At 56.7% G+C, this 25,300-nt stretch carries 23 protein-coding genes; 13 read left to right on the top strand and 10 right to left on the bottom strand.

What is annotated here, in order from left to right; translation table 11 throughout:
- Positions 1 to 72: 72 nt before the first annotated feature.
- Both FN806_RS04470 and FN806_RS04465 read right to left on the bottom strand, forming a co-directional pair.
- On the bottom strand, positions 73 to 1,014 hold the full coding sequence (locus FN806_RS04470; RefSeq protein WP_142634426.1) for an alpha/beta hydrolase: 942 nt from the start codon (positions 1,012 to 1,014) through the stop codon (positions 73 to 75).
- A complete protein-coding gene (locus FN806_RS04465; RefSeq protein WP_142634424.1) occupies positions 1,014 to 1,304 on the bottom strand; it encodes an SCP2 sterol-binding domain-containing protein in 291 nt (96 codons plus the stop codon). The genes FN806_RS04470 and FN806_RS04465 overlap by 1 nt, the downstream gene beginning before the upstream one ends.
- Before the next feature lie 30 nt (positions 1,305 to 1,334).
- Between FN806_RS04465 and FN806_RS04460 the strand changes: the two genes are divergently transcribed.
- The 5 genes from FN806_RS04460 (at position 1,335) to FN806_RS04440 (ending at position 6,363) form a co-directional block, all read left to right on the top strand.
- Complete coding sequence (locus FN806_RS04460) at positions 1,335 to 1,943, top strand: tetratricopeptide repeat protein (protein ID WP_142634422.1); 609 nt, start codon at positions 1,335 to 1,337, stop codon at positions 1,941 to 1,943.
- Positions 1,944 to 1,965: 22 nt separating this feature from the next.
- On the top strand, positions 1,966 to 4,785 hold the full coding sequence (locus FN806_RS04455) for a helicase-related protein (RefSeq protein ID WP_142634420.1): 2,820 nt from the start codon (positions 1,966 to 1,968) through the stop codon (positions 4,783 to 4,785).
- 6 nt (positions 4,786 to 4,791) lie between these two features.
- Entirely contained in the window at positions 4,792 to 5,157 is a 366-nt protein-coding gene (locus FN806_RS04450; protein WP_142634418.1) for an RNA-binding S4 domain-containing protein, read from the top strand.
- 66 nt (positions 5,158 to 5,223) lie between these two features.
- Positions 5,224 to 5,562 (top strand): ferredoxin FdxA, encoded by a 339-nt coding sequence (fdxA, locus tag FN806_RS04445; RefSeq protein WP_085821728.1) that lies wholly within the window; start codon positions 5,224 to 5,226, stop codon positions 5,560 to 5,562.
- Positions 5,563 to 5,844: 282 nt separating this feature from the next.
- The gene (locus FN806_RS04440; RefSeq protein ID WP_142634416.1) at positions 5,845 to 6,363 is read left to right on the top strand and encodes a CarD family transcriptional regulator; all 519 of its coding nucleotides are present in this window, start codon (positions 5,845 to 5,847) and stop codon (positions 6,361 to 6,363) included.
- A gap of 83 nt (positions 6,364 to 6,446) precedes the next feature.
- Here FN806_RS04440 and cobS read toward each other — a convergent pair whose 3' ends face one another.
- The gene (gene cobS, locus FN806_RS04435) at positions 6,447 to 7,211 is read right to left on the bottom strand and encodes an adenosylcobinamide-GDP ribazoletransferase (RefSeq protein WP_142634414.1); all 765 of its coding nucleotides are present in this window, start codon (positions 7,209 to 7,211) and stop codon (positions 6,447 to 6,449) included.
- A gap of 79 nt (positions 7,212 to 7,290) precedes the next feature.
- On the opposite strand from cobS, the gene cobT reads away from it, so the two are divergent.
- Positions 7,291 to 8,304 carry a nicotinate-nucleotide--dimethylbenzimidazole phosphoribosyltransferase gene (gene cobT, locus FN806_RS04430; protein WP_142634412.1) on the top strand — a complete coding sequence of 338 codons (1,014 nt, stop codon included), beginning with the start codon at positions 7,291 to 7,293 and terminating at the stop codon, positions 8,302 to 8,304.
- Between the two features lie 28 nt (positions 8,305 to 8,332).
- Here cobT and FN806_RS04425 read toward each other — a convergent pair whose 3' ends face one another.
- Entirely contained in the window at positions 8,333 to 10,213 is a 1,881-nt protein-coding gene (locus tag FN806_RS04425; RefSeq protein ID WP_142634410.1) for a monovalent cation:proton antiporter-2 (CPA2) family protein, read from the bottom strand.
- Positions 10,214 to 10,232: 19 nt separating this feature from the next.
- Positions 10,233 to 10,688, bottom strand: coding sequence for an Lrp/AsnC family transcriptional regulator (locus FN806_RS04420; RefSeq protein WP_142634408.1), 456 nt, complete (start codon positions 10,686 to 10,688; stop codon positions 10,233 to 10,235).
- 146 nt (positions 10,689 to 10,834) lie between these two features.
- Between FN806_RS04420 and hppD the strand changes: the two genes are divergently transcribed.
- Positions 10,835 to 11,932, top strand: coding sequence for a 4-hydroxyphenylpyruvate dioxygenase (gene hppD, locus FN806_RS04415; protein ID WP_142634406.1), 1,098 nt, complete (start codon positions 10,835 to 10,837; stop codon positions 11,930 to 11,932).
- Between the two features lie 43 nt (positions 11,933 to 11,975).
- Here the strand turns inward: hppD and FN806_RS04410 are convergent, their stop codons facing one another.
- On the bottom strand, positions 11,976 to 13,853 hold the full coding sequence (locus FN806_RS04410; RefSeq protein ID WP_142634404.1) for a hypothetical protein: 1,878 nt from the start codon (positions 13,851 to 13,853) through the stop codon (positions 11,976 to 11,978).
- 164 nt (positions 13,854 to 14,017) lie between these two features.
- Between FN806_RS04410 and FN806_RS04405 the strand changes: the two genes are divergently transcribed.
- Positions 14,018 to 14,713, top strand: a complete 696-nt coding sequence (locus tag FN806_RS04405) for an SIMPL domain-containing protein (protein WP_142634402.1) — start codon at positions 14,018 to 14,020, stop codon at positions 14,711 to 14,713.
- Here the strand turns inward: FN806_RS04405 and FN806_RS04400 are convergent.
- The 3 genes from FN806_RS04400 to FN806_RS04390 form a co-directional block, all read right to left on the bottom strand.
- Entirely contained in the window at positions 14,710 to 15,426 is a 717-nt protein-coding gene (locus tag FN806_RS04400; protein WP_142634400.1) for a GNAT family N-acetyltransferase, read from the bottom strand. The two genes, FN806_RS04405 and FN806_RS04400, sit on opposite strands and share 4 nt — an antisense overlap.
- Positions 15,427 to 15,429: 3 nt before the next feature.
- Positions 15,430 to 16,722, bottom strand: coding sequence for an O-acetylhomoserine aminocarboxypropyltransferase/cysteine synthase family protein (locus tag FN806_RS04395; RefSeq protein ID WP_142634398.1), 1,293 nt, complete (start codon positions 16,720 to 16,722; stop codon positions 15,430 to 15,432).
- A gap of 72 nt (positions 16,723 to 16,794) precedes the next feature.
- Entirely contained in the window at positions 16,795 to 17,790 is a 996-nt protein-coding gene (locus FN806_RS04390) for a hypothetical protein (RefSeq protein ID WP_142634396.1), read from the bottom strand.
- Positions 17,791 to 17,961: 171 nt separating this feature from the next.
- On the opposite strand from FN806_RS04390, the gene FN806_RS04385 reads away from it, so the two are divergent.
- The 3 genes from FN806_RS04385 to preA all read left to right on the top strand — a co-directional run bounded on the left by FN806_RS04385 (position 17,962) and on the right by preA (position 21,436).
- Positions 17,962 to 18,594 (top strand): cupin domain-containing protein, encoded by a 633-nt coding sequence (locus FN806_RS04385; protein ID WP_142634394.1) that lies wholly within the window; start codon positions 17,962 to 17,964, stop codon positions 18,592 to 18,594.
- Between the two features lie 157 nt (positions 18,595 to 18,751).
- Entirely contained in the window at positions 18,752 to 20,086 is a 1,335-nt protein-coding gene (locus FN806_RS04380; RefSeq protein ID WP_142634392.1) for an NAD(P)-dependent oxidoreductase, read from the top strand.
- A gap of 45 nt (positions 20,087 to 20,131) precedes the next feature.
- The gene (preA, locus tag FN806_RS04375; protein ID WP_142634390.1) at positions 20,132 to 21,436 is read left to right on the top strand and encodes an NAD-dependent dihydropyrimidine dehydrogenase subunit PreA; all 1,305 of its coding nucleotides are present in this window, start codon (positions 20,132 to 20,134) and stop codon (positions 21,434 to 21,436) included.
- 252 nt (positions 21,437 to 21,688) lie between these two features.
- Here preA and FN806_RS04370 read toward each other — a convergent pair whose 3' ends face one another.
- Positions 21,689 to 22,297: a TetR family transcriptional regulator C-terminal domain-containing protein gene (locus FN806_RS04370; protein ID WP_142634388.1), complete on the bottom strand. Its 609-nt coding sequence runs from the start codon at positions 22,295 to 22,297 to the stop codon at positions 21,689 to 21,691.
- A gap of 169 nt (positions 22,298 to 22,466) precedes the next feature.
- On the opposite strand from FN806_RS04370, the gene FN806_RS04365 reads away from it, so the two are divergent.
- Together FN806_RS04365 and hydA are read left to right on the top strand one after the other, a co-directional pair.
- Positions 22,467 to 23,717, top strand: a complete 1,251-nt coding sequence (locus tag FN806_RS04365) for a Zn-dependent hydrolase (protein WP_142634386.1) — start codon at positions 22,467 to 22,469, stop codon at positions 23,715 to 23,717.
- A 92-nt stretch (positions 23,718 to 23,809) separates the two neighbouring features.
- A complete protein-coding gene (gene hydA / locus FN806_RS04360) occupies positions 23,810 to 25,264 on the top strand; it encodes a dihydropyrimidinase (RefSeq protein ID WP_142634384.1) in 1,455 nt (484 codons plus the stop codon).
- Positions 25,265 to 25,300: the final 36 nt, after the last annotated feature.

The following is a 25,300-nucleotide window of genomic DNA, read 5'->3' as shown; positions in this document are numbered from 1 at the left end:
ATCTAGGCGCGACCGGCGAGGATCACAAGCGGACAGTCAAAGGGAAAGCGCCGGTTCCAGGGGGTGATCCGTCTATGCAGCTTTGAAATGCGCGGCGATTTGGTCAAATGCAGGGTCGCGCACCTCTGGCGGTTCCATCAGGACTTCGTGTTCACCGTCTGGAATTTCGATCAACGTGCTGTTCGGCCAGTTTGCCATGCGTGCGCGGATGGCCTTGCGGTCCACAATCTGCTCGTGGGAGCCAAGATATGTCAGGCATGGAATGGCTGGGGCAGTCTGCACCATCAACCAGTCGCATTCATCTAATGCCTCGCGCAGCCAGATCGTCGACGGTGCACCAAGGGACAGTTCGGGATACTTGGCCAGATGATCCTGCATCATTTTGTACATGGCAGGATCGCGCGTCAGGCTATTGCCTTCGAAAGGCTGTGTCAGAACATAGCTGTCCAGTGATGTGGTCGGGGGCGTCTTTTCGCCAAACCCCAGTCGTGGGGCCCAATTTGCGGTCAACCGGCTGATGGGTTTCATAAGGGACGTAAAGAAAATCCCCCACATCGGACCGGTAAAAACACAGGTAGCAAAACAATCGTTTTCCAAAACTGCCCGCAATCCAATGGCACCGCCCATAGAGTGGCCGATAACATGCCAGGGCCTGGGCAGATCAAGCTTTGTGGCCAGCTCCAGCGACACATCTACGTCTTGCTGATAGTCAGTGAATTTATCGACATGGCCAACCCGAGGATCGTCAAGCAACCGGTCTGCCAATCCCTGACCCCGCCAGTCGATCACCAGCACGGCAAAGCCACGCTTGACGAATTCACTCGCCGCATCACCGTATTTTTCGATGTATTCAGTGCGACCGGGAAACAGCATGACAGTCCCGTTCGCTGTACCTTCGGGGCGCCAATGCGCCACGCGAATTCGGGTACCGTCGGCGGTGTTCAACCAATGTGCAACACCGCCAGCGGGGCCGCCAGCCACGTCTTCGAACAAAGGGGCCGACGCATATTCCATCAGGCCAGGGCCGAGGCGAGTTTCATTGCCGCGCCCATGTCGCCGTCGATGCTCAGTTTTCCGGCCATGAAGGCGCTTGTCGGGTCCAGATCACCATTGAGAATTTGCTCGAACGTGTCCGCATCAGCGTTCAAAGTCACGTCCGTTTCTTCATCGCTGATGCGCGCGCCGCTTGCATCAACTACGATCGCGCCCAAATCCGCGATGGCAAATTTAGCCGATGCGTCGAAATCGCCGCCCGACAGTTTCTCATTCAGCACTGCTGCGGCTTTTTCCAATGAATCGCTCATGATCTTCCTCATTTTGTTAGTACGCCGTGAATGGACATCCTCGGTCGCAACGCTACACTGACACTTGTTATGAGCAATGCAATCAACAATCTCAAAGGTACCGTTGCGGCACTTTTTGTCCTAGTCATGTTTTCCTCCACTTGCCTTGCACAGCAGGAGGATTCCCGCGACGAGGCCGAGTTGTTGCAGAACCTTGCGCAGGCCACACCGGACCAGGCGACTGGAATCGACCGCCAGTTACGGGCGCTCTGGTCGCAATCTGGTTCGGCCTCCGCCGATCTGCTGCTGGAGCGTGGGCGCGAAGCACTGGATGATGGTGACACCTATGCCGCGATCGAGCATTTGACGGCCCTGACAGACCACGCGCCTGATTTCGCCGAAGGCTGGCACGCGCGGGCCTCTGCGTTTTTTGGGATCGAAAGGTTCGGGATGGCTGCCGCAGATCTGGAACATGCCCTGACGCTGAACCCGAACAACTATGAGGCCATCTACGGGCTTGGATTGATATTTGAGATTCTGGGTCAGCCCGAAAAAGCATTTGCGGCCTATTCCCATGCCTTGGCTATACATCCCCATTACGAAGAAGTAACCAATGCAGTGAATCGACTGAAAGCCCAGGTCGAGGGCTCGGCCCTCTGAGGACCGGGGGCAGGGGGCAAAGGTGAGCGGGTCATCCCGAATCGTGGCCGTACTTGGCCCAACCAATACAGGCAAAACCCATTACGCAATCGAACGTATGCTGGGGTACCGCACGGGGGTGATCGGCTTGCCGCTGCGTCTGCTTGCGCGCGAGGTATACGACAAAATCGTCGCCATTCGCGGGTCGTCGGTGGTGGCGCTGATCACCGGGGAAGAACGTATCGTACCGCCGCGTGCGAAATATTGGGTCTGTACAGTCGAGGCGATGCCCGAAGGCATGGGTGCCGATTTTGTGGCTATCGACGAAATCCAACTCTGCGCCGACCCGGAACGCGGCCACGTCTTCACCGACAGGTTGCTGCGCGCGCGCGGCACCAATGAAACCCTGTTTCTGGGATCCAATACCATGCGCGGTCCCATCGCGGCACTTGTGCCCGAAGCACAATTCGTCCGGCGAGAGCGGATGTCGCAACTGGTCTATGCTGGCTCCAAGAAAATCAGCCGCATGCCACCGCGCAGCGCCATCGTCGGGTTTTCGGTCGACAACGTCTATGCCATCGCCGAGCTGCTACGCCGTCAAAAGGGTGGGGCAGCTGTGGTCATGGGGGCGCTTAGCCCGCGTACACGGAATGCACAGGTTGAGCTCTATCAGAATGGTGAGGTCGACTATTTGGTTGCCACCGATGCCATCGGGATGGGGTTGAACCTGGATGTGAACCATGTTGCGTTCTCGTCCCTGACCAAATTCGATGGCCGGCGCATGCGGCCCCTAGCCCCGAATGAGCTTGCCCAAATTGCTGGCCGCGCAGGGCGTGGAATGTCCGATGGAACCTTCGGCGTTACCGGCGAGGCGCCGCCTCTGGACGACGGTGTCGCGCAGGCCATTATGGACAGCCGCTTTGCGCCGATGAAAAAACTGAATTGGCGGAATGCCGCCTTGCAGTTTGGTTCGATTGACGCTCTGATCCACACGCTCGAGATTAGCCCGGATAGCGAACACCTGATCAAAGCCCGTCCGGCAGATGATCTGAATGTGCTTAAATCCTTGTCGCAAGTTGCCGAAATTGCGGCCCGTGCCAGTGATCCGCAATCCGTTCGTTTGTTGTGGGATGTTTGCCGAATCCCCGATTTTCGCGGCATCAGCCATGCCGAACATGCCAGCCTGCTCGAAGTGATTTTTGGCTACCTGCATGAAGGTGGTTCGATTCCAGATGACTTTATAGCGCGGCAAATCCGCCGGATCGACCGAACGGATGGCGATATAGATGCACTGTCAAAAAGGTTGGCATATATTCGCACCTGGACTTACGTTGCGCAACGAAATGGTTGGGTACGTGACGAATCCCATTGGCGTGATGAGACGCGCATTGTAGAAGACAGGCTGTCAGACGCTCTGCATGACCGTTTGACTCAGAGATTTGTGGACCGGCGCACATCCGTTTTGTTGCGCCGGCTCAAACAGAAGGAGGCCCTTTTGGCCGAAGTAAATGACAAGGGTGAAGTGACCGTCGAAGGTGAATTCGTCGGTCGTCTGGAAGGGTTCCGGTTCAGTCCGGACAAAAGCGCGCAAGGAGCCGAGGCGAAAGCCTTGAAATCGGCGTCCTTGCAAGCCCTCGCGCCGCAATTCCATCTGCGTGCCGATCGCTTCTATAATGCACCCGATACCGAAATTGATTTTACCGATCAGGGTGGCCTGATGTGGGGTGAATATGCCGTTGGCAAGCTGGTTGCCGGGGCAGAGCCTCTCAAGCCGCTAGTCGAGGTTTTTGTGGACGAGGCCGCGGGCCCTGATGTTGAACAGAAAGTTCAGCGTCGCCTGCAGCATTTCATCGACCGCAAAGTGGCCGCACTGTTCGAGCCGTTGCTGAACCTGTCGCGCGATGAAGAACTCAATGGGCTGGCTAGGGGCTTTGCCTTCCGCATGGTTGAGGCGCTGGGCGTATTGCCGCGCGCAGGTGTCGCGCAAGACGTCAAGGATCTGGATCAGGACGCCCGTGGCGCGCTGCGCAAACACGGTATCCGTTTTGGTCAGTTCACCATTTTCATGCCGCTGCTGCTGAAACCGGCCCCAACGCGTCTGCGTCTTGTTCTGTGGGCATTGGCAAATGGCCTGCAGGAATTTCCCGACGCGCCGCCACCGGGTCTTGTTACTGTGCCCATCGCCAAGGGCGCACCTGACGGTTATGACACTATGTGTGGTTATCGCGATGCGGGCGAACGCTCGATCCGGATCGACATGCTGGAACGTCTGGCCGACATGTTGCGCGCTGAAGACAGCCGTGGTGGGTTCGAGGCCAAGCCTGACATGCTGTCGATCACCGGTATGACGCTGGAACAATTCGCCGACCTGATGCAGGGGCTGGGCTACAAGGCCGAACGCGCCGAGCGTGAAAAGGTTAAGCCCGCGCCGGCAGAGCTACCTGCCGCAGAGGCCACGGAAGCAGCTGCCTCCGAGGAAGTACCCGCACCAGAGGGAACCCCCGAAGAGGTCGCCGCACCCACCGAGGCGTCAGCCGAGGCCACCGAAAGCACCGCGGCAGCAGCCGAGGCCACCGTGCCGACAGCAGCAACAGATGAACCCGAGGTTGAGGTTTTCTATACCTTCACCTGGGGCCGTCAGCGTCAGGCCAACCAAGGCCCACGCCGTGAACAGCGGCAGGGGCAGGGCAAAGGTAAGCCGCGCGGTAAGCCACAGGATGGCCGGGGCAAGCCGCAGGGCAAGAAAGGTGGCAAGCCGCAGGGTGCCAAGACCTTCTCGTCTCGTCCGCCCAGGAAAGAAAAGCCCATTGATCCCGATAACCCGTTCGCGGCCGCGCTTATGGGTTTGAAGGAAGGCAATTAACGCCTGATGACCGAGGCCCGGCTTCGGATCGATAAATGGCTGTGGCAGGCTCGGTTCTTCAAGACCCGCAGCCTGTCCGCCAAACAGGTCAGTGGCGGCCATGTCCGCGTCAACGGAAACCGGATCCTGAAACCGGCGCAGCCTGTGGCCCCCGGTGATGTTCTGACCTTCCCTCAGGCGCGCGTTGTGCGCGTAGTGCGTATCGAAAAACTGGGTGATCGGCGCGGACCAGCATCCGAGGCGCAGACATTATATACCGATTTGACCGAAAAGCAGGACACGCAGCCGCGAAATCCAGGGTTTGAGGGAAAAGGTCGTCCCACCAAGAAGGATCGGCGTCTACTTGATCTTTCTCGCAATCAAGATAGCTGAACATATCTTGAAGCTGACGCCATACTGATTTAGCTAGACGCCCAAACCGCAAACGGGAAATTCACCATGACCTATGTTGTCACTGAAAACTGCATCGCCTGCAAATACACCGACTGTGTCGAAGTGTGTCCGGTGGATTGTTTCTATGAAGGTGAGAATACACTGGTCATCCATCCCGATGAATGCATCGATTGCGGAGTATGTGAACCTGAATGTCCCGCTGATGCGATCCGTCCGGATACTGAGCCGGGCATGGATCAATGGGTCGAGTTCAATCGCAAGTTCTCCGAGCAGTGGCCGGTGATCGTGACCAAGAAAGACCCGCTGCCCGACGCAGAAGAGCGTGATGGCGAAGAGGGTAAGATGGAGAAATATTTCTCTGAGGCCCCCGGCGAGGGCGGCTAAGCGATTCGCGCTCTGAACTTGTCAGTTCAGCAGTGGGATGGCGCCTTATCTATCTGTTTCTTAACACCTTTCTTTCATGTGGAAAGGGGCAGCCTTTCGAGTGTCTCAATTTTGTGATATACTCGAAAATTGAACGTTGATTGAGATGGGGATGACTCCGTAAGTATGCTCGCTTTGGAGTTCTGATTAGTTGAAAACACAGCAACCTGACCGGGCCGTACTGGCACGGGGTGGGTCGTTTTGTTGTCTGTCCCGCGCTCTCGTAACCAAGGAAGAACCTGTATGTCTAAGTCGAAGAAGCTTGAGTTTCGCCCCAACGACTATGTTGTTTACCCGGCCCATGGTGTCGGTCAGATCATTTCGATCGAAGAGCAGGAAGTTGCCGGATACTCGCTCGAGCTGTTCGTCATTTCCTTTGAGAAAGACAAAATGACCCTGCGCGTGCCGACCAACAAAGCGACCGAGTCTGGTCTGCGGTCGCTCAGCTCGCCGGATGTCATCAGCCAGGCGATGAAAACGCTTAAGGGCAAGGCCAAGGTCAAGCGTGCCATGTGGTCCCGCCGGGCACAGGAATATGAACAAAAGATCAACTCGGGTGATCTGATCTCGATTGCCGAAGTTGTCCGCGATCTGCACCGCACCGATGATCAGCGCGAACAGAGCTATTCCGAACGTCAGCTTTATGAAGCCGCGCTTGAGCGTCTGACCCGCGAAGTCGCGGCAGTATCCGGCGCAGGCGAAGTGTCTGCGGCCAGGCAGGTGGATGAGGTTCTGACCTCGCGCGCGGCAGCGGCGGCCTGAACCTGCTGAAATCAAAATTTTAGGGCCATCCCCGCAAGGAGGTGGCCTTTTTATATTGCAGTCACCAGATGAAATCGGGGCCACTAAACCTGCGTAGCTACGGCCATAAGAAACCCTATCTCGGCCAGTTGTTGAGTGGCGCCCAGTATATCACCGGTCTGACCCTCGATCTTGGCCTTGGCTAGCATCGCCATTGCCACCGCAGACAAAGCGGCAATCAGCGTAGGGAAAACCACCTGCAACCCGATCATTGGCAGAGTGAGCAGCAGCGCCATGGCCCCGCCGAGTATCACCGCGGTCGATCCGGGTGCGCCCACTGAATGGCTAAGGCCTGATTGGCGGGCATTTGGAAGGAAGGACATAACAACAGGCATCATAACCCGCGAAACGATGCATGCGGCCAATATGGTGGTAAAACCCGCATTCGAAAGGATCGCAGTAATCAACGACACGCGCAGCAGTTGCGAAGAAGTCAGGGCAAGGACGCCATAGGTGCCGATGTGGCTGTCCTTCATGATCTCTAGCCGCCGTTCAGGCGTGAAACCGCCCCACAGCCCGTCGGCGGTATCTGCAAGCCCATCCTCGTGCATCGCGCCGGTGGTGATGGTCAGGACAAGAACGACAAGTATGGCACACGCTATCGACGGCAGCCCCATGGCCGTCGCCATCCATCCCACGGCACAGGCCAATAGGCCGACAACAAGCCCCGCCAATGGAAAGGCCCAAACGGCACTGGCCTGACGCGAGAACACTCTGTCAGGCAGCCGCGGCACGGGCAAACGCGTCAACAGGACCAAAGCCAGCGGAATATCCCAGGCAGAAATGAGCTTGGTGTCGTTTTTTAGCACTCCTGCGCCTTTCAGGGTCTTGTCGGTTTGATCGCTTCGGTTAAACACGCAGGACCACTCTGATGCAACGAGGCTTTGGATGCTGCCCGAAATTAACAATCTGAATTCTTTCCGCGAAGCTGTCCGGCAAGCCTCCGGGCCCGATGATGCCGCTGCGCAAGGGGCGACTGACCGTAATGGGCAGCTGACCAAACCTCCGGGCGCGCTTGGTCGGTTGGAAGACCTGGCAATCTGGTATGCAGGCTGGCGCGGGGATGCCCGCCCGCAGATCACCTCGCCGCAGGTTATCGTGTTTGCCGGAAACCACGGTGTCACAGCACAGGGTGTTTCGGCCTTTCCGCCGGAAGTGACCGTGCAGATGGTGTTGAACTTTGAACATGGCGGGGCGGCCATCAACCAGCTGGCCAAGGCGGCTGGTGCTACGATGGATGTCCACGCGCTGGAGCTTGAACGACCGACCGCGGATTTCACATCAGGTCCAGCTATGTCAGAGGACGACCTGTTGCAGGCGCTGCGCACCGGGTGGGCTGCGGTCAGACCAGACGCCGATCTTCTTGTTGTTGGTGAAATGGGTATCGGCAACACGACCCCCGCAGCGGCGATTGCTTGCGCCTTGTTCGGAGGTGAGGCGGGTGATTGGACTGGTCGCGGAACAGGTGTCGATGATGCGGGACTAGCAAACAAAACCCGTGTGGTGGCCGAAGGTGTTATGCTACATGGCGGTTCGGGCGATGGGCTAGAGATTCTGCGCCGTCTGGGCGGACGCGAGATCGCCGCTATGGCCGGAGCCATTGCCGCCGCACGCGCGCTGCACATTCCGGTTATTCTGGATGGCTTTATCTGCTCAGCGGCCGCCGCGTGTCTGTCTGACATTTCAGAGAGCGCGCTGGATCACACGATCGCCGGGCACCAGAGCGCGGAAGGTGCGCATGGCGCTGTGTTGGCCAAGCTCGGTAAAGAGCCTTTGCTGAAGCTGGGGCTGCGACTGGGTGAGGGCTCTGGCGGGGCGCTGGCGATCAATATCCTCAAAAGCGCTGTTGCCTGTCATTCCGGCATGGCGACCTTTGCCGAAGCTGGCGTCTCGGACAGTTGATCCGCGCGGCCTGACCGTCAGTTGAAGGTCAGGCCGATTTTTTGTCGTTTTCTTCCGCCAATTCCAGCAGTTCGGTCTCAAGGTCTTTTTCCAGCTGCTGCGCCCGCTCGATGTATTTTTTGTTCTCGGCGGTGGGCAGCCCGGGAATCCAGAGCTCTGCCAGTTCACGAACCGACATGCGATCATGGTGGTAGAAAGTCTGTTCGGCCTGCGCTGCCTCGTATTCGCTGAGACCCACATTCTCGAGCACATATCGCCCGGCCCGCAATGAGCCATCGAATGTCTCGCGCACAATGTCGTTCGCGCCGGCTTGATACAGCTCGTACACATGGGTCCGATCCCGTGCCCGCGCGACGATGTGTAGGTCTGGGCGCTGGCGGCGCGCATAGCCGACAAGACGCGTCACCTTCTTGCGATCATCCATCGCAGCCACCAGAACAGATGCTTTTTCAAGGCCGGCCGCGCGCAACAATTCCGGACGGGTCGGATCCCCCAGGAACCCTTTTACGCCAAAGCGACGCATCAGCTGGATGGTTTCGATGTTATGGTCAAGAACGATGGTTTTGAACCCGCTTGCCTGCACCAGACGATTGACGATCTGACCAAATCGCCCGATCCCGGCGATGATGACCGGGCCTTTCTCGTCGATCTCATCCGGTTCGGGTGCCGGTGTGCCATCCCCCATCCGGCGCGAGAGAAGATCATAAATGATGAACAAAAGCGGCGTGATCAGCATGGTCAGCGCAATGATCATCAAAAGTTTTTGTGACAGATCCCCTGGAATCACATTCTGCTGGGTCGAAAACGCCAGCAGGACAAAGCCGAACTCACCTGCTTGCGCCAGCCCCAGTGTAAACAGCCAGTGATCGCGTCCGCGCAGTTTAAAGGCGCGGCCAACCAGGAACAGAATGATCCCTTTGACCAAGATTACCAACAGGGCCAGTCCGATCAGGTCGAAGGGGTCGTCAAAGAAATAGGCGACATCGATGCCCGCGCCAACGGTGATGAAAAACAGACCAAGGAAAAGGCCTTTGAACGGCTCTAGGTCGCTCTCCATTTCATGCCGGAACTCGGAACTGGCCAGCACCACACCTGCAAGAAACGCGCCCAGAGCGGGTGACAGGCCAACCAGCGTCATCAGGAAGGAAATGCCAACCACAATCATCAACGCCAGCGCCGTATACATCTCGCGGAGCCGGGTCGCATGAATAAAGCGGAACAAGGGCCTGGTCAGGTACACTCCGGCGAGAATGACGAAACCGATCGCGGCAATGGTGACAAGCGTTACCGCCCACCCTGGCAACCCCTCGACCAATGACAAGCTATGATGCGCCGCGCCGTGGTGCCCCGTGGATATGCGGTTGATAGATCCGTCATTTGCAATCTGGGGAATGGCAGGCAGAGCCAGCAGTGGAAGCAGTGCCAGGATTGGTATGACCGCGATGTCCTGAGTCAGCAGTACTGAAAAGGTCGCCCGTCCTCCATTCGTTTTCATCAAGCCCTTTTCCGACAGGGTCTGCAAAACAATCGCAGTTGATGACAGGGAAAGCGTCAACCCCACTGCCAGGGCTACGGACCATGGATGATTTGCATACATGGCGACGCTGGCGATCACTGCGGTCGATAAAAGCACCTGGAGGCCGCCAAGCCCCAAAAGCCTGTCCCGCATATCCCAAAGAGCGCGCGGTTCCAGTTCAAGTCCGATCAGGAACAGCATCATGACTACGCCGAATTCAGCCACATGCTGCAGGTTTTCCGTTTCCGCACCCACCAATCCGAACAACGGCCCTATGACAAGGCCCGCGGCCAGATATCCCAGTACAGAGCCCAGTCCCAGACGCGCCGAAAGCGGCACGGCGATCACAGCCGCAGCCAGATAGATCGTCGCCTGGTAAAGGAAGTTGTCCATGATCGTCCTTTCAATGCGCTCAGGTGGGCAGGGGGGCGTCGCGTTTGAGCTGATCCATAACGATTTGGCTTTGTATCCGAGCCACTGCAGGATGTGGAAGGATTACCTGATGAAGCAAGCGATTAAGCGCGGATAGATCGTCGCAATAGACATGTAGTAAATAATCGGCCTCACCTGTCATTGTCCATGCGCTGGTGATTTCGGCGCGTGTTTCGACCATACGGGCAAAGCCTTCAGATTGCTCGGGGCCGTGCGTACTCAGATGAACCTGAACAAAACCCTGCACCTGCAACCCTAACTTTAGAGGATCGAGGCGAGCGACATAGCTGGTGATATACCCTTCAGCCTCCAGCCGTTGGCGCCGGCGACCAGCCTGACTGGGCGACAGGTTCAACATCTCTCCAAGTTGGTGTGCTGTTAGGTGGGCGTTTTTCTGCAGCGCTGACAGCAGGCGCGTATCAGTGGAATCAAGCATGTGCGGAAAAACTCCGTGATTGGCCAATCTTATGCGCAATTTACGCGCGCCCCTTTAAGTTATTGGAAAACTATGCGCGAAAAAAGTGCCGATTAAGACGTATTTTGAAATCAGCAAATAAATTCCTGTATTAACGGAGACGCGCCATGGGTCCTTTCCCTCACAACGCCCCGAAATCAATCATATCGGATGAAAACCCCGCCGGAACCGATGGGTTCGAGTTTGTCGAGTTCGCACATCCCGAGCCGCAAGAGCTGCGCGATCTGTTCGCAAAGATGGGATTCGCGCTGGTAGGTCACCACAAGGACAAGCCTGCGATTGAGTTGTGGCAACAGGGTGATGTGACTTACATCCTGAATGCAGATCCCGACAGCTATTCTGCCCGGTTCGTGGGCGAGCATGGCCCTTGTGCTCCGGCGATGGGATGGCGCGTTGTGGATGCGCAGAAAGCCTATGAGCACGCTGTAGCGAAAGGGGCTGAACCTTATGACGCGGCAGACAAGACACTGAATGTGCCTGCAATCAAGGGGATTGGCGGATCGTTGATCTATTTCATTGATCAATATTACGAAACATCGCCCTATAATCAGGAATTCACATGGATCGAACAGTCCAAGCCCCGGGGGGATGGGTTCTATTATCTCGATCACCTGACCCACAATGTTTACAAGGGCAATATGGACAAGTGGTTCAAGTTCTATGGTGATTTGTTCAACTTCCGTGAAATCCGTTTTTTTGACATTCAGGGCAAATTCACCGGTCTTTTTAGTCGCGCGCTGACGTCTCCATGCGGGCGTATCCGCATTCCGATCAACGAAGATCGCGGTGAAACCGGGCAGATCGTTTCCTACCTGAAGAAATACAAGGGCGAGGGCATCCAGCATATCGCTGTGGGCAGCGAGGATATCTATGCCTCGACCGATGCGATTGCCGAAAAGGGGCTGAAGTTCATGCCCGGCCCGAACGAAGCCTATTATGAGTTGTCTAAAACCCGCGTGGTCGATCATGAAGAGCCGTTGGACCGGATGATGAAGCACGGCATTCTGATTGATGGAGAGGGCGTTCTGGACGGTGGTGAGACCCGGATTCTGCTGCAAATCTTCTCGAAAACGGTCATCGGACCGATTTTCTTCGAGTTCATTCAGCGCAAAGGCGACGATGGGTTTGGCGAGGGAAACTTTAAGGCGCTGTTCGAATCCATCGAGCGAGAGCAGATTGAAAGTGGAGAAATTTCAGCAGCTTGATGCAAGAAGGTAATCCTGCGTGGTCACTCGCGCAGGCCGCCCCTTAACCACGTGGCATCTTGAGAACCACGTTTCGCCCGCGTTTCTGATAGCGCAATTCATTGTCGCTGATAGCAATGACATTGCCGCCGTCAAGCCTGTCCCCGATCTTAAGCTTTTTGTACCTGCCACTGGGCAGCCGAACCAATGCGCGGCGATTGGATGGGCTGCCGTAAACCCCGATCAGGTTCAGTTTCCGCAGGTTGATTGCATTGTCGATTGTGGCCTGCCGTGCAACCGAAGCCGAGGATGGGATTTTGGGCGCTGTGGTTTTGGGCTGGAACGTTCCGACCTCATTGTTGAGCTGTTCAATTCCAGCTGCCGAACCCAAAGTCGCAGTACCTGCACTGGCCTGCCGGGTCAGTCCGGCCGGTCGGAGTTTGGGGCGCGGCACCCTCATTTCCGCAAGGGGCTCAGTCGATTCCGGGGGCGGCGGGGCACGCAACAGGGATTCCGGGCGCGGTTTCGGGCGAATTCCGGACAATTCCTTCAATGTACGCCCTTGAAGCCGTTGCCGTTCAAAATTTTCGGTCAGGTTCTCGGGCCTTGGTTTTGGTCGCAATGTCGCCAGCCTGTTGTCGACCACTTCCTCAACAGGTGCCTTTTCCAGCCGGACCAAAGCCGATGGAGGGGGAGTTTTCGAAGGTGTTCCCAAATAGACAACCACTCCGTCCGGGTTCAAGACGCCTTCTTTGGTTGGTATTACCAGCCCGCGCTCGTCAAGGCTGAACCTTGCCCCGGCAGCGGTTGAAAGTGGTTCGAAATCAAATGGCAGGTCGGTGTCGTATGTGTGTACTGGCGGCAATGCGATTGCATCACGCGACAGATTCGAGTCGTCTTTGGAGGCCAGATACAGCTCAATTTGCGGATCCTGCGCTGGCGCTATCAAAAGGCCTGGTGACGTGATTTCGATCTCCGGCTGTGTCGGAACTAACTGAGGTTCAGGCTCAAGCTCGATTTCGTCTACCAACGTGGGCGCAACGTTCAGCGCCTCAAGAATTGCCTGGTCGGTTGCAGACAGCTCTGGCTCTGATTCAGAGGTCGGTGCCATTTCTGGCTCTGCGGCCTCGGGCACTGTGACTTCGGCCTGTGCTGCGGGTGTTTCTGCAGGCTCGACAGGTCCAGAACTCGGTTCGGGTTGGGATATTGTTTCGTCCAGCAGGGCCAGTTCTGAATCGGCAGGGGCAGGGCTGTCTTCTCTGAAAAGACTCCATATGCCACCGGCCACCAACATCAAAGCCACCGCCGCTGCAATTCGCACTGATGGCAGAGAGGTCCAGGTAGGTGCGGCCACTTTTTGGACAGGCCAAAAGCTGGTCGGAGCGGTAGAATCGGCGATCGCATGAACAACCGGACTATCCTGCGCGGGGTCTGTGGCGATCACTTTGGGCGCGTTCGTGGTCGCAGGCGCGTCCCCAAGCGGGAAAAACGGTTCGGTCGGAAAGTCATCTGTTTCATATGCAGCGCTGAACGCGACCGGAACGAATCCGTATCCCAGCACAAACCCCCGAGCTTCTTCCAGTGTATCGCGTGGAACGACGGCGACGCATGTGGTCGCCCCGTCATCTGCCGTGACATATACCAGCTCTGTCAGGTCATAAGGGGTGGCATCGGATACAGCATTTTGCACAGCCTGTTCGGTTTCTTCGAAGGATGATCCGGCCGTATCGACTTTGATGAATTTGACCTGATCCCTTGGGATAACGACCTTGCAACTCAGGTCATTTTCAAGCGCAAACCCCTTGTCCCGAAGCACTTTCAACTGCTCTTCCAAGTAGGAGGCATCCAACGACACCTCACCTATGGCGAACCAGTCGCCATCGGAATTGTGGTGCAAAGAAATTCCGGTTGTAGAAATGGACAGCGCAAAAGCGGGTTTCATAATCCGGAGGAACCATAATTGTCAGTTGCAATGCAAACGATGCCTCGTCCGCAGACCGACATTAAAGCAGGATCTCGCCGAGGGAAAGAAAAAGCCTGCGTCTCCTCTTGCCCCGTGACCCGGTGCAGCCCCATGTTGAAATCAGGATAATTGGAGGGAAGATATTGAAGAAAATCGCTTTTCTGGCTGCTGTGCTGGCCATGTCGTCGGTAGGGATGGCAACTGCGGAAGAACGTCGCATCATTGTTGATGCGGTAGGCATGGTGCATGCGGCCCCGGATATGGCCACCATTACCCTGGGTGTAACAAACGAAGATGCACAGGCATCAAATGCGATGCAGGCGACTTCGGACGCGGTGACCAAAATTCTGACTCGACTGGATGAGATGGGGATCGAAACCCGTGATGTGCAGACACGTGATCTGTCTTTGTCGCCGGTATGGTCTGGGCGGAACAGTTCTAGCGGAGAGCGGCCAGAGATTTCCGGCTTTGTCGCATCCAACAGCGTCGTGGTGCGTGTTCGCGATCTGTCGCAGCTGGGTACCATCATGGATGCGGTCATTGACGACGGGGCCAACAATTTCGGCGGGCTGAGTTTCGGAATTCAGGACCCTGCACCGCTTGAGGCACAGGCGCGGGCCAAGGCAGTGGGTGAGGCAAGGGCAAAGGCCAACCAACTGGCACAGGCAGCCGAAGTCACGCTGGGCCCGGTTCAGATGATCCGCGAACAGGCCGGAGGGTTCAATCCCATGCCTCAAATGCGTGCAATGAACATGGCGGCTGAGGGCGGCGTTCCGGTTTCCGGGGGCGAGATTTCGGTCTCGGTCAACGTGTCGATGGAATTTCTGATTTCCGACTAGGATGTGTCGCTGGTTCGGGCCATCAGGGATTGCCGCTGCTGGCCCGACTGATCAAAATTTTCTGGTGAAAGCCAGCCCTCGAAAGCCGAGCGGATGCGCGGCCATTCTGTATCGAGGATCGAGTACCAGGCCGTATCGCGGTTGCGCCCTTTGTAATGGGTGGCCTGCCGAAAGACGCCTTCGAAGGTAAAGCCCAGCCTTTGGGCCGCGCTGCAGGACGGGGCATTCAGCGCGTCGCATTTCCATTCGTACCGGCGATACCCCAGCTCGTCGAACACGCGGCGCATCATCAAGTACATCGCCTCGGTGGATTTCGGACTGCGCTGCAGCAGCGGTGAGAAATGGATGTGCCCAACCTCGACCACACCGGCCGCAGGTTCAATCCGCAGGAACGAGGCCATGCCAATCGGGGTGCCATCACCGTCTAGCACTGTGTGGAACATGGGATCGGCATCCATACAGGACGCGCGGGTCCAGGCGGCGAAATCTTCTTCGCTGTCGAATGGGCCATAGGGCAGATAAGTCCAGTTCCGCCCATCAGTGTCATTGGCAAACGCCCGGTACAGACCGGGCGCATGCCTGTTCACATCAAGGGGCACGACCGAGCAGTATTGACCTTCCATCGGTGTATAAGGCGGCGTCGGGCGCGGAAAATTGCCCGAAACCGGCCGGCCGATGGGCTGGCCTAGATCGTTGGTATCGTGCCCAGCCATTTGTCAGGCCGTTGCCTTGGCCAGCGCCTGATCCAGATCGGCAATCAGATCGTTGGCGTCTTCGATGCCGATGGACACCCGAACAACGCTGGGACCGGCGCCTGCGGCCTCTTGCTGTTCCGGGGTCAGCTGACGGTGGGTGGTCGAGGCCGAATGAATGATCAACGACCGCGCGTCGCCCAGGTTGGCCACATGGCTGAAGATCTCCAGCGCGTTCACCAGTTTGACACAGGCGTCATAGCCGCCCTTGACCGCAAAAGTGAATAGCGCACCGGCCCCTTTGGGGTAATGCGTCTTGACCCGGTCGTGATAGGGCGACGAGGGCAAGCCCGCATAGGTCACATATTCCACGCGGTCATCGGCCTCTAGCCAGGCTGCGATCTTTTGCGCGTTCTCTACATGACGCTCCATTCGCAGAGACAGAGTCTCGATCCCCATCAGCGTGTAATGCGCCGCCTGTGGGTTCATCGTCATGCCCAGATCACGCAGGCCGATTGCGATGCCGTGGAATGTGAAAGCCAGCGGACCGAATGTCTCGTGGAATTTCAGCCCGTGATAGGCCGGTTCCGGCTGGCTGAGCGAGGAAAATTTGTCATTCGCGGACCAGTCGAACTTGCCCGAATCCACGATACAGCCGCCGGTGACAGTGCCGTTGCCGGTCAGGTATTTGGTGGTTGAATGCACAACCAGCGTCGCGCCGTGCTCAATCGGGCGGCACAGATAGGGTGTGGCCGAGGTGTTGTCGACGATCAGCGGAATGCCGGCGCCATCTGTCACATCCGCCAGTGCGCGTATATCGGTGACATAGCCGCCAGGGTTGGCGATGGATTCGCAGAACACCGCTCGTGTATTTTCGTCGATCGCGTCCTTCACAGCGTCCAGATCGTCAGTATCCACAAACTTGGCAGACCAGCCGAACCGTTTGATCGTCTGGCTAAACTGAGTGATCGTGCCGCCATACAGCCGGGTCGAGGCCACCACGTTGCAGCCAGGTCCCATCAGCGGAAACAGTGCCATGATTTGGGCGGCATGACCGGACGAGCAGCAAACTGCTCCAACGCCACCCTCAAGCGTTGCCACGCGTTCCTGCAGAACCGCCACGGTGGGATTGGTCAGGCGGGAATAGATAAAGCCGACTTCCTGCAGGTTGAACAGAGCCGCCGCGTGGTCTGCATCGCGAAACACATATGCCGTTGTTTGATAAATCGGCGTCTGACGGGCACCTGTTGCCGGATCAGGGCGCGCGCCTGCGTGAATTTGAAGCGTGTCGAAACCGTAGGTGGGGCCGTCAGACATGGTGGAAATCTCCTGTTGGACTATGTGTTGCAGAATCTCTAGGCGATTGGACGCGTGCGCACAACATTGCTGTCAGCGCATCCATAGACCTTTGCTTTTGATCTTGTTGCGAATGACCTGCTCGCGCTGAGGCAGGTTTTCGCGATCGAACATCTCGCGTATTTTGTGCCCTTTGCGCTGGAGCACCAGTTTCTTTATTGGGTCATAGCCCTTGAGCACTTTCTTGAACTTGTTGGGCGCAACCACAGTTTCCAGAACCTCGATCACATTGTCGCTTTCGCGTGCATACAGCAGAGGAAACAGACGGTAGTGGCACGTGACCGACCCGTCCAGCAGGCCAGTGGGCAGTGCGTCGCGGCCGCCGCCAAGGGCATGGATAACCAGCGGCAATGCGACCTGATCCAGCCATGGGTCCAGTGTTTGGCCCGCGAGTTCCGGGATATCCTCATCCCGGATGGTGCAGGCATATTCCAGGAACCGTTCGCCGAACTGGCGTGGGCATCTGTAAAAGAAATAACCCGCATTGAAATACAGGTAGCGCCGCCAGTATTCGGCTGGTTGGGCCTTGTCCAAGGAGCTGTCGAAATCCAGTTCGAACCGTTCATACAGGGCGCGCCAGATACCGTCATACCCCGGACCATACAGGGTCGGGCGCGGCCATGTCCCCTCAACTTTCAGCGAGGCACCGGGGCGGTCAAAATCGAAGGGCACACTATTCAGGTCTCCGGTGACAAGCGTATCGCTGTCGAAAAAGACAAATGGTTCCCCCTTGGGCAAGGAAAAGAGCGCCTCGATCTTGTTTCCATAGGGATAGCTTCCACCGAAAGCCCGGTTTTCAAACGGTAGAATTTCGGCCCCAAGCTGGTGTAACGCTTTCAGGACATCCTCATCCTGAATGCTGGGGTCCTGTGACCATCGGGCCCCCGGTTGAGGAACGGCAACGAACAGGCGGCCAGCGAAATCGGGACAGCTGTGTCGTAACGAGGCTGCAAACAGCAGTGCCTCGTATTGCAGCCGGTTGTTTTGGCCGATGACCACGATATTGAATTTATTGTTGGCGGTCTGCATCGGGCGTCTCTCGGGTTCGTGGCGTTGGGCCAGCACTGCTCGAATTTTGGTTGGGCGTACACTAGGTAGAGACGTGGCACAAAACCAGATGTGATCATAGATCATGCATCTGAAATTTGAATTCAGGACTTGCGCAACCATCTAGAGACCAGACCAAACAGGAGAAGCCGCATGAGAGTTAACGCAGATTTCACAAAACGTGTTGCTGTGCATTTCGACCGGAATGACTGGATTGCGTCACCTGCCGCAGGGGTCGAGCGCAAGATGTTGGACCGGATCGGGGAAGAGGTCGCCCGCGCCACCACGATTGTCCGCTTTGCCCCAGGAAGCGCCTTTGCCGCCCATACGCATGATGGAGGAGAGGAGTATTTGGTGCTGGACGGTGTGTTTCAGGACGAGACCGGTGATTTTCCTGCAGGTAGTTATGTGCGCAATCCTCCGACATCTTCCCATACGCCTTCGGCAAAAGAAGGCGCGACGATACTAGTCAAACTGCACCAGTTTGACCCTGAGGACAGGACCGAAATTCGTCGGTCGATTACTGGGGATTCGAATCTTCAGCTTTTCAAGGACTCACGCGAAGATGTTCGCGTATTGAATTTGTCACCTGGCGAAAAGCTGGATCTGGATGCAGTCGATGGGTTGGAGTTGTTTGTCATCGCAGGTTCGGTGCAGGAATCCGACGAAGAATTTTCGGTCTGGGACTGGTTGAGATTACCGCCAGGTGCGCGTTCCACTGCTTTGGCAGGAGCAGAGGGCGCGCGAATTTGGATCAAATCGGGGCACCTGTCACAGATGATCTGAGCGGTTCCGGCCCAAAAAACCAGCAATGTACAGTAAAAAACCGGGTGTTTCGGCCTAGTTATTCATTTTTTGACCATTTGGCAAAATTTACCATTTGATAAAAAATCAGATTGTGCCAAGCTGAGGCCATAACAACATATCTACAGGGAGTAGAGCGATGGCACAGGGCCAGATGGTCCCCGGCATAGTCTCCGGGAGGCTTTCCAGCGATGAGCTGACCTCGAATTTCACGGATCTGCATCCACCACTTGCCCCGCATGAGGCCGCAGTGGCCGCGGATCGGTGCTATTTCTGCTATGACGCGCCGTGTGTGACGGCCTGTCCGACAGACATTGATATTCCATTGTTCATGCGCCAGATTCAAGCCGGTCAGCCTGAAGCTGCGGGTGAAACCATCCTTGGCCAGAATATCTTGGGTGGCATGTGCGCCCGTGTTTGTCCGACCGAAACGCTGTGCGAGGAAGTCTGCGTACGCGAAACCGCCGAAGGATCGCCAGTCGAGATCGGGCGTTTGCAGCGGTTTGCTACTGACAGCGTTATGGTATCGGGCGACCATCCGTTCCAGCGCGCCGCATTCACCGGCAAAACGGTGGCCGTGATCGGGGCAGGGCCCGCAGGGCTAGCCTGTGCTCATCGGCTGGCGATGCTGGGGCATGATGTGGTCATTCACGAAAGCCGCCCAAAACCCGGCGGTCTGAATGAATATGGAATTGCCGCCTATAAATCGACCAATGATTTCGCTCAGGCTGAGATCGATTGGTTGCTGAGGATCGGCGGCATCACCATCGAGACCGGATCGGTGCTGGGCGAGGGCCTGTCGCTGGATGGCCTTGTTGACAACTATGATGCGGTTTTCCTGTCCATCGGTCTGACAGGTGTGAATGCATTGCGAGCGGGCGGCGAGGATCTGACCGGCGTGCGCGACGCGGTCGACTTTATCTCGGATGTGCGTCAGGCGGCCGATCTGGCTGAGCTGCCCGTTGGGCGGAATGTCGTCGTCATCGGAGGCGGCATGACCGCGGTTGACGCAGCTGTAAAGTCGAAATTGCTGGGCGCGGAAAACGTCACCATCGCCTACCGGCGCGGACGCGAGGCGATGGGTGCCAGCCGCTATGAGCAGGATCTGGCCGCATCGCACGGCGTCAGGATCATGACCAATGTTCAGCCCATAGCCGTACACGGCAACGGGGCAGCCGCCGAGATCGAATTGGAGTATACTGCTAGCCATGACGGTCAGTTGAAGGGCACCGGCGAGAAAACCCGCCTGCCTGCCGATCAGGTGCTGAAGGCGATAGGTCAGACGCTGGAAGGAGCGCCCGAAGGGCTGACGTTGGACGGGAACAAGATCGCCGTCACGGGCGCCGGGCGCACATCGGTACAAGCGGTCTGGGCCGGAGGCGACTGCGCCGCAGGTGGGGATGACCTGACCGTGACCGCAGTGGCCGAGGGGCGCGATGCCGCGATGGATATCCACGCAAGTCTGATTGTCTGAAACTCAATGATCAAGATGCCTGCAAGCATCAGGGAGGCCGGATAAATGGCTGATTTGAAATCGAACTTTCTGGGAATTGAAAGCCCCAACCCATATTGGCTGGCATCTGCGCCGCCGACGGACAAGGAATATAACGTCCGCCGTGCCTTTGAGGCCGGATGGGGGGGGGTCGTGTGGAAAACACTCGGGTCCGAAGGTCCACCGGTCGTCAATGTTAATGGCCCGCGGTATGGGGCGATCTACGGCGCAGACCGTCGGTTGTTGGGTCTGAACAATATCGAGCTGATTACAGACCGCCCATTAGAGGTAAACCTTGAAGAAATGGCGCGGGTTAAGGCTGATTATCCAGATCGCGCCCTGATCGCCTCGATCATGGTGCCGTGCGAGGAAGAAGCCTGGAAGGCTATCTTGCCGCGTGTTGCCGAAACCGGTGCCGACGGGATCGAACTGAACTTTGGCTGTCCACACGGGATGAGCGAGCGCGGGATGGGGGCAGCCGTAGGGCAGGTGCCGGAATATATCGAGATGGTGACGCGCTGGTGCAAGAAATACTATGACCGTCCGGTCATCGTGAAACTGACGCCGAATATCACTGATATCCGCAAGCCCGCCGAGGCCGCAAAGAATGGTGGTGCGGATGCGGTATCGCTGATCAACACGATTAACTCGATTACCAGTGTCAATCTGGATAGCTTCAGCCCTGAACCCTCGATTGACGGCAAAGGCAGCCACGGCGGCTATTGTGGCCCTGCGGTGAAACCGATTGCCCTGTCGATGGTGTCCGAGATTTCGCGTGGACAGGCAACGAACGGAATGCCGATCTCGGGTATTGGCGGTGTGACCACCTGGCGCGATGCAGCAGAGTTTATGGCATTGGGTTGCGGCAATGTTCAGGTCTGCACGGCGGCGATGACCTATGGGTTCAAGATCATTGACGAACTGACGGCGGGTCTGTCGAAATGGATGGATGAAAAAGGGTATCAGGACGTCTCGGAAATTGTCGGTCTTGCGGTTCCGAACGTGACCGACTGGCAATATCTGAACCTGAATTATGTCGCCAAAGCCAAGATTGATCAGGATCAGTGCATCAAGTGTGGTCGTTGCTATGCCGCCTGCGAAGACACCAGCCACCAGGCCATTTCAATGTCCGAAGAGCGCGTGTTCGAGGTTATGGATGACGAATGTGTGGCCTGTAACCTGTGCGTGGATGTGTGCCCGGTCGAGGGATGTATTTCCATGGTGCCGATGGACGCTGGCGAAATCGACCCGCGCACGGGACAGGAAGTGCAGCCCGAATATAGCAACTGGACAACCCATCCCAACAATCCAATGGCGAAAGCCGCCGAGTAGTCCAAGAAAATTCGTCGAATCTTCTTAGAACAGGATGTCGATGGGGGGCGTTGTGGCAGTTTGCGACATATTGGGTGGCGGTGCGGATCAGATGATATCCGCGCCTCCTCACTTAGTCTTGGAACGCCTTATGTCCCACTTCTCGCTCTACCCACCCAACGAAAGCCTTACCACGGCACCTGTGTGTGGACAGGGAAGAAAAGAGTAGCGTCATCCTAGGCTCAGGGTGAGCGGGTTCCGGCTAACGAAAACCTAAGGCGCCAGCAATTTGCGGTAGAGCGTGTCGATAAACGGTTCAGCACCCTCATATGGGTCTTCGTCGCCAAGAATGGCCCGAACCTGGACATCGAAATCCGCATAATGCTGTGTCAAAGCCCAGATGGAGAAAATAAGGTGGTAGGGGTGGAGGCGCGCGATTTTACCCTGTTCCATCCAGGCCGTAAGGATTGCGGTCTTCTCATCCATCAAAGTTTTGAGATCATTGGACAATGCATCGTGTATGCGTGGCGCACCCTGGACCAGTTCATTGGCAAACAGACGGCTTTCGCGCGGAAGTTCCCGGCTCATTTGCAGTTTGCGATGGATATAAGCGCGTATCTCTTCCAATGGGTCCCCGTCGGCGTCGAGATCATGGAGAGGGGCCAGCCAAATCTCGAGAAGGCCAGATAGAAGGGCCGTGTGAATCGCTTCTTTTGAGGGGAAATAATATAGAAGATTCGGCTTGCTCAACCCGGCCTCGGCAGCAATCTGGTCGACGGTGGCACCGCGGAAACCGTAGGCAGAAAACACGTTCAAAGCGGCTTCTAGAATTGCAGCGCGGTTTTTTTTCTGAATTCGTGTTGGTGCGCGGTCTTTGGACATGTCTTTGCCTGTCTGATTTTTGGGCTCGCAAGTGCGGAATATGCCAAAAATTCCCACCGAGCTCTGCTATTTCTTGACTGATGTCGAACCCGTGATAGCGTGAGTTTGACCAGATGGTCAAATCAAGACACCAAAAGCGAGCAAATCGCAAGCAACAGGGAAGACTAGGATGGCAGCTCCGGCGCAGAACCTCAGGATCAATGGCGACAGGTTGTGGGACAGCCTGATGGAGATGGCCAAGATTGGCCCGGGTGTTGCGGGGGGCAATAATCGTCAGACCCTGACGGATGAAGATGCGGCAGGCCGCGCGCTGTTTCAGAAATGGTGCAAAGAGGCCGGGTGCACCATGGGGCTGGACCAAATGGGCAATATGTTTGCGCATCGAGAGGGCACGGACCCCGAGGCATTGCCGGTCTATGTGGGTTCACATCTGGATACGCAGCCGACAGGCGGCAAATATGACGGTGTTCTGGGTGTATTGGGCGGGTTGGAAATCATCCGCACGCTCAATGATTTGGGGATCAAGACCAAACATCCAATCGTCGCGACCAACTGGACGAATGAAGAAGGCACGCGCTATGCACCTGCGATGCTGTCCTCGGGGGTTTTTGCCGGGATGCATACGCAGGATTGGGCTTATGACCGTGAGGATGCCGAAGCTAAGAAGTTCGGAGATGAGCTGAGCCGCATTGGCTGGCGCGGTGACGAAGAGGTTGGCGCCCGAAAGATGCACGCCTTTTTTGAGCTGCATATCGAACAGGGCCCCATTCTTGAGGCCGAGGGGAAGGATATCGGCGTTGTCACCCATGGTCAGGGTCTCAGCTGGACCCAGATTACAGTTACCGGAAAGGACGCCCATACCGGGTCTACGCCGATGCCGATGCGCAAGAATGCCGGATTGGCGATGGCGCGTATCCTTGAAAAGGTTGACGAGATTGCTTGGTCCCATGCGCCCCACGCGGTGGGTGCGGCGGGGCATATTGATGTGTTTCCGAATTCGCGTAACGTGATCCCGGGGAAAGTTGTGTTTACTGTCGATCTCCGTTCGCCCGATCTGGACGTGATCACCGATATGGAAAATCGTCTGCGCGTAGCGGCCGAAGATATCGTGGATGAGATGGGCCTACAGATCGAGTTTGAGAAGGTCGGCGGATTTGATCCGGTGCAATTTGATGAAGGCTGCGTGGCAGCCGTGCGCGATGCGGCTGAACGGTTGGGTTATTCTCATACAGATATCATTTCGGGCGCCGGTCATGATGCCTGCTGGATCAACCGGGTTGCACCAACAGCGATGGTGATGTGCCCTTGTGTGGATGGGCTAAGCCATAACGAAGCTGAAGAAATCAGCAAGGATTGGGCTGCCGCCGGGGCGGATGTTCTGTTTCATGCGGTCGTAGAGACGGCTGGAATTGTGGAATAGGGGGCTCTGCCCCGTCGCCCGTTGGGCGACTCCCCCCGAGGTATTTGTAGCCAGATGAAGCAAGCGGCGCAGACCGCATCAGGGAGATTGATATGAGCACTGTTATCAAGAACGGGACCGTCATAACCGCGGATTTGTCTTACCATGCGGATGTGAGGGTCGAGCATGGGGTGATCACCGAGATTGGGCCGGACCTAAAAGGTGATACGGAACTGGATGCGACAGGCTGCTATGTGATGCCTGGCGGGATCGACCCGCATACGCATTTGGAAATGCCGTTCATGGGCACCTATTCCAGCGATGATTTTGAGAGCGGAACCCGGGCGGCATTGGCCGGAGGAACCACGATGGTGGTTGATTTCGCTCTGCCCAACCCAGGTGAAAGCCTGTTGGATGCGCTCAAGCGCTGGGATAACAAGTCGACACGTGCAAATTGCGACTATTCTTTCCACATGGCGGTGACCTGGTGGGGCGAGCAGGTGTTTGATGACCTCAAGACGGTGATCGAGACACGCGGCATCAACACGTTCAAGCATTTCATGGCCTATAAGGGCGCGTTGATGGTCAATGACGATGAAATGTATGCTTCGTTCAAGCGTCTTGCTGAGCTGGGTGGAACGGCCATGGTGCATGCCGAGAATGGCGATGTTGTTGCCGAGCTCAGCGCCAAGCTGTTGGCCGAAGGCAATACAGGTCCCGAGGCACATGCCTATTCCCGTCCGCCGCAGGTCGAGGGCGAAGCGACCAACCGCGCGATCATGATCGCGGATATGGCCGGAGTGCCGCTGTATGTGGTGCACACTTCGTGCGAAGAGGCGCATGAGGCCATTCGGCGTGCCAAGATGCAGGGCAAGCGGGTGTGGGGGGAACCTTTGATCCAGCATCTGACCTTGGATGAGAGCGAGTATTTCAACCAGGATTGGGACCACGCGGCGCGGCGGGTCATGAGCCCTCCGTTCCGAAACAAGCAGCATCAGGATAGCCTGTGGAACGGATTACAATCTGGTTCGTTGAGTGTCGTGGCCACCGACCATTGCGCCTTTACGACGGATCAGAAACGCTTTGGCGTGGGGGATTTCACCAAGATCCCGAACGGTACCGGAGGGTTGGAAGACCGGATGCCGATGCTGTGGACTCATGGGGTGAATACTGGTCGGCTGACGCCAAATGAATTTGTGGCAGTTACTTCAACAAACATCGCCAAGATATTGAATTGTTATCCAAAAAAGGGCGCAGTTCTTGTAGGTGCCGATGCCGATTTGGTGGTGTGGGATCCTGAGAAAGGCAAGACGATCAGCGCGAAATCGCAGCAATCTTCGATCGACTACAACGTGTTTGAGGGCAAAGAGGTCAAAGGCTTGCCGCGCTTTACTCTGACCCGTGGGCAGGTTGCAGTGCATGACGGAGAGATCAGGACTCAGGAAGGCCATGGCCAATTTGTTGAACGCGAGGCCAATACTACCGTCAACAAGGCGCTGAGTACTTGGAAAGAGCTGACAGCGCCGCGACCGGTGGTGCGCACCGGTATTCCAGCAACCGGTGTATGACAGAATATGTGGCAGATATCACGTCTTATTACGGTT

The sequence above is a fragment of the Ruegeria faecimaris genome, assembly GCF_900182615.1.
GTDB lineage: Bacteria > Pseudomonadota > Alphaproteobacteria > Rhodobacterales > Rhodobacteraceae > Ruegeria > Ruegeria faecimaris.
This window is presented reverse-complemented; position numbering and strand designations above follow the sequence as displayed.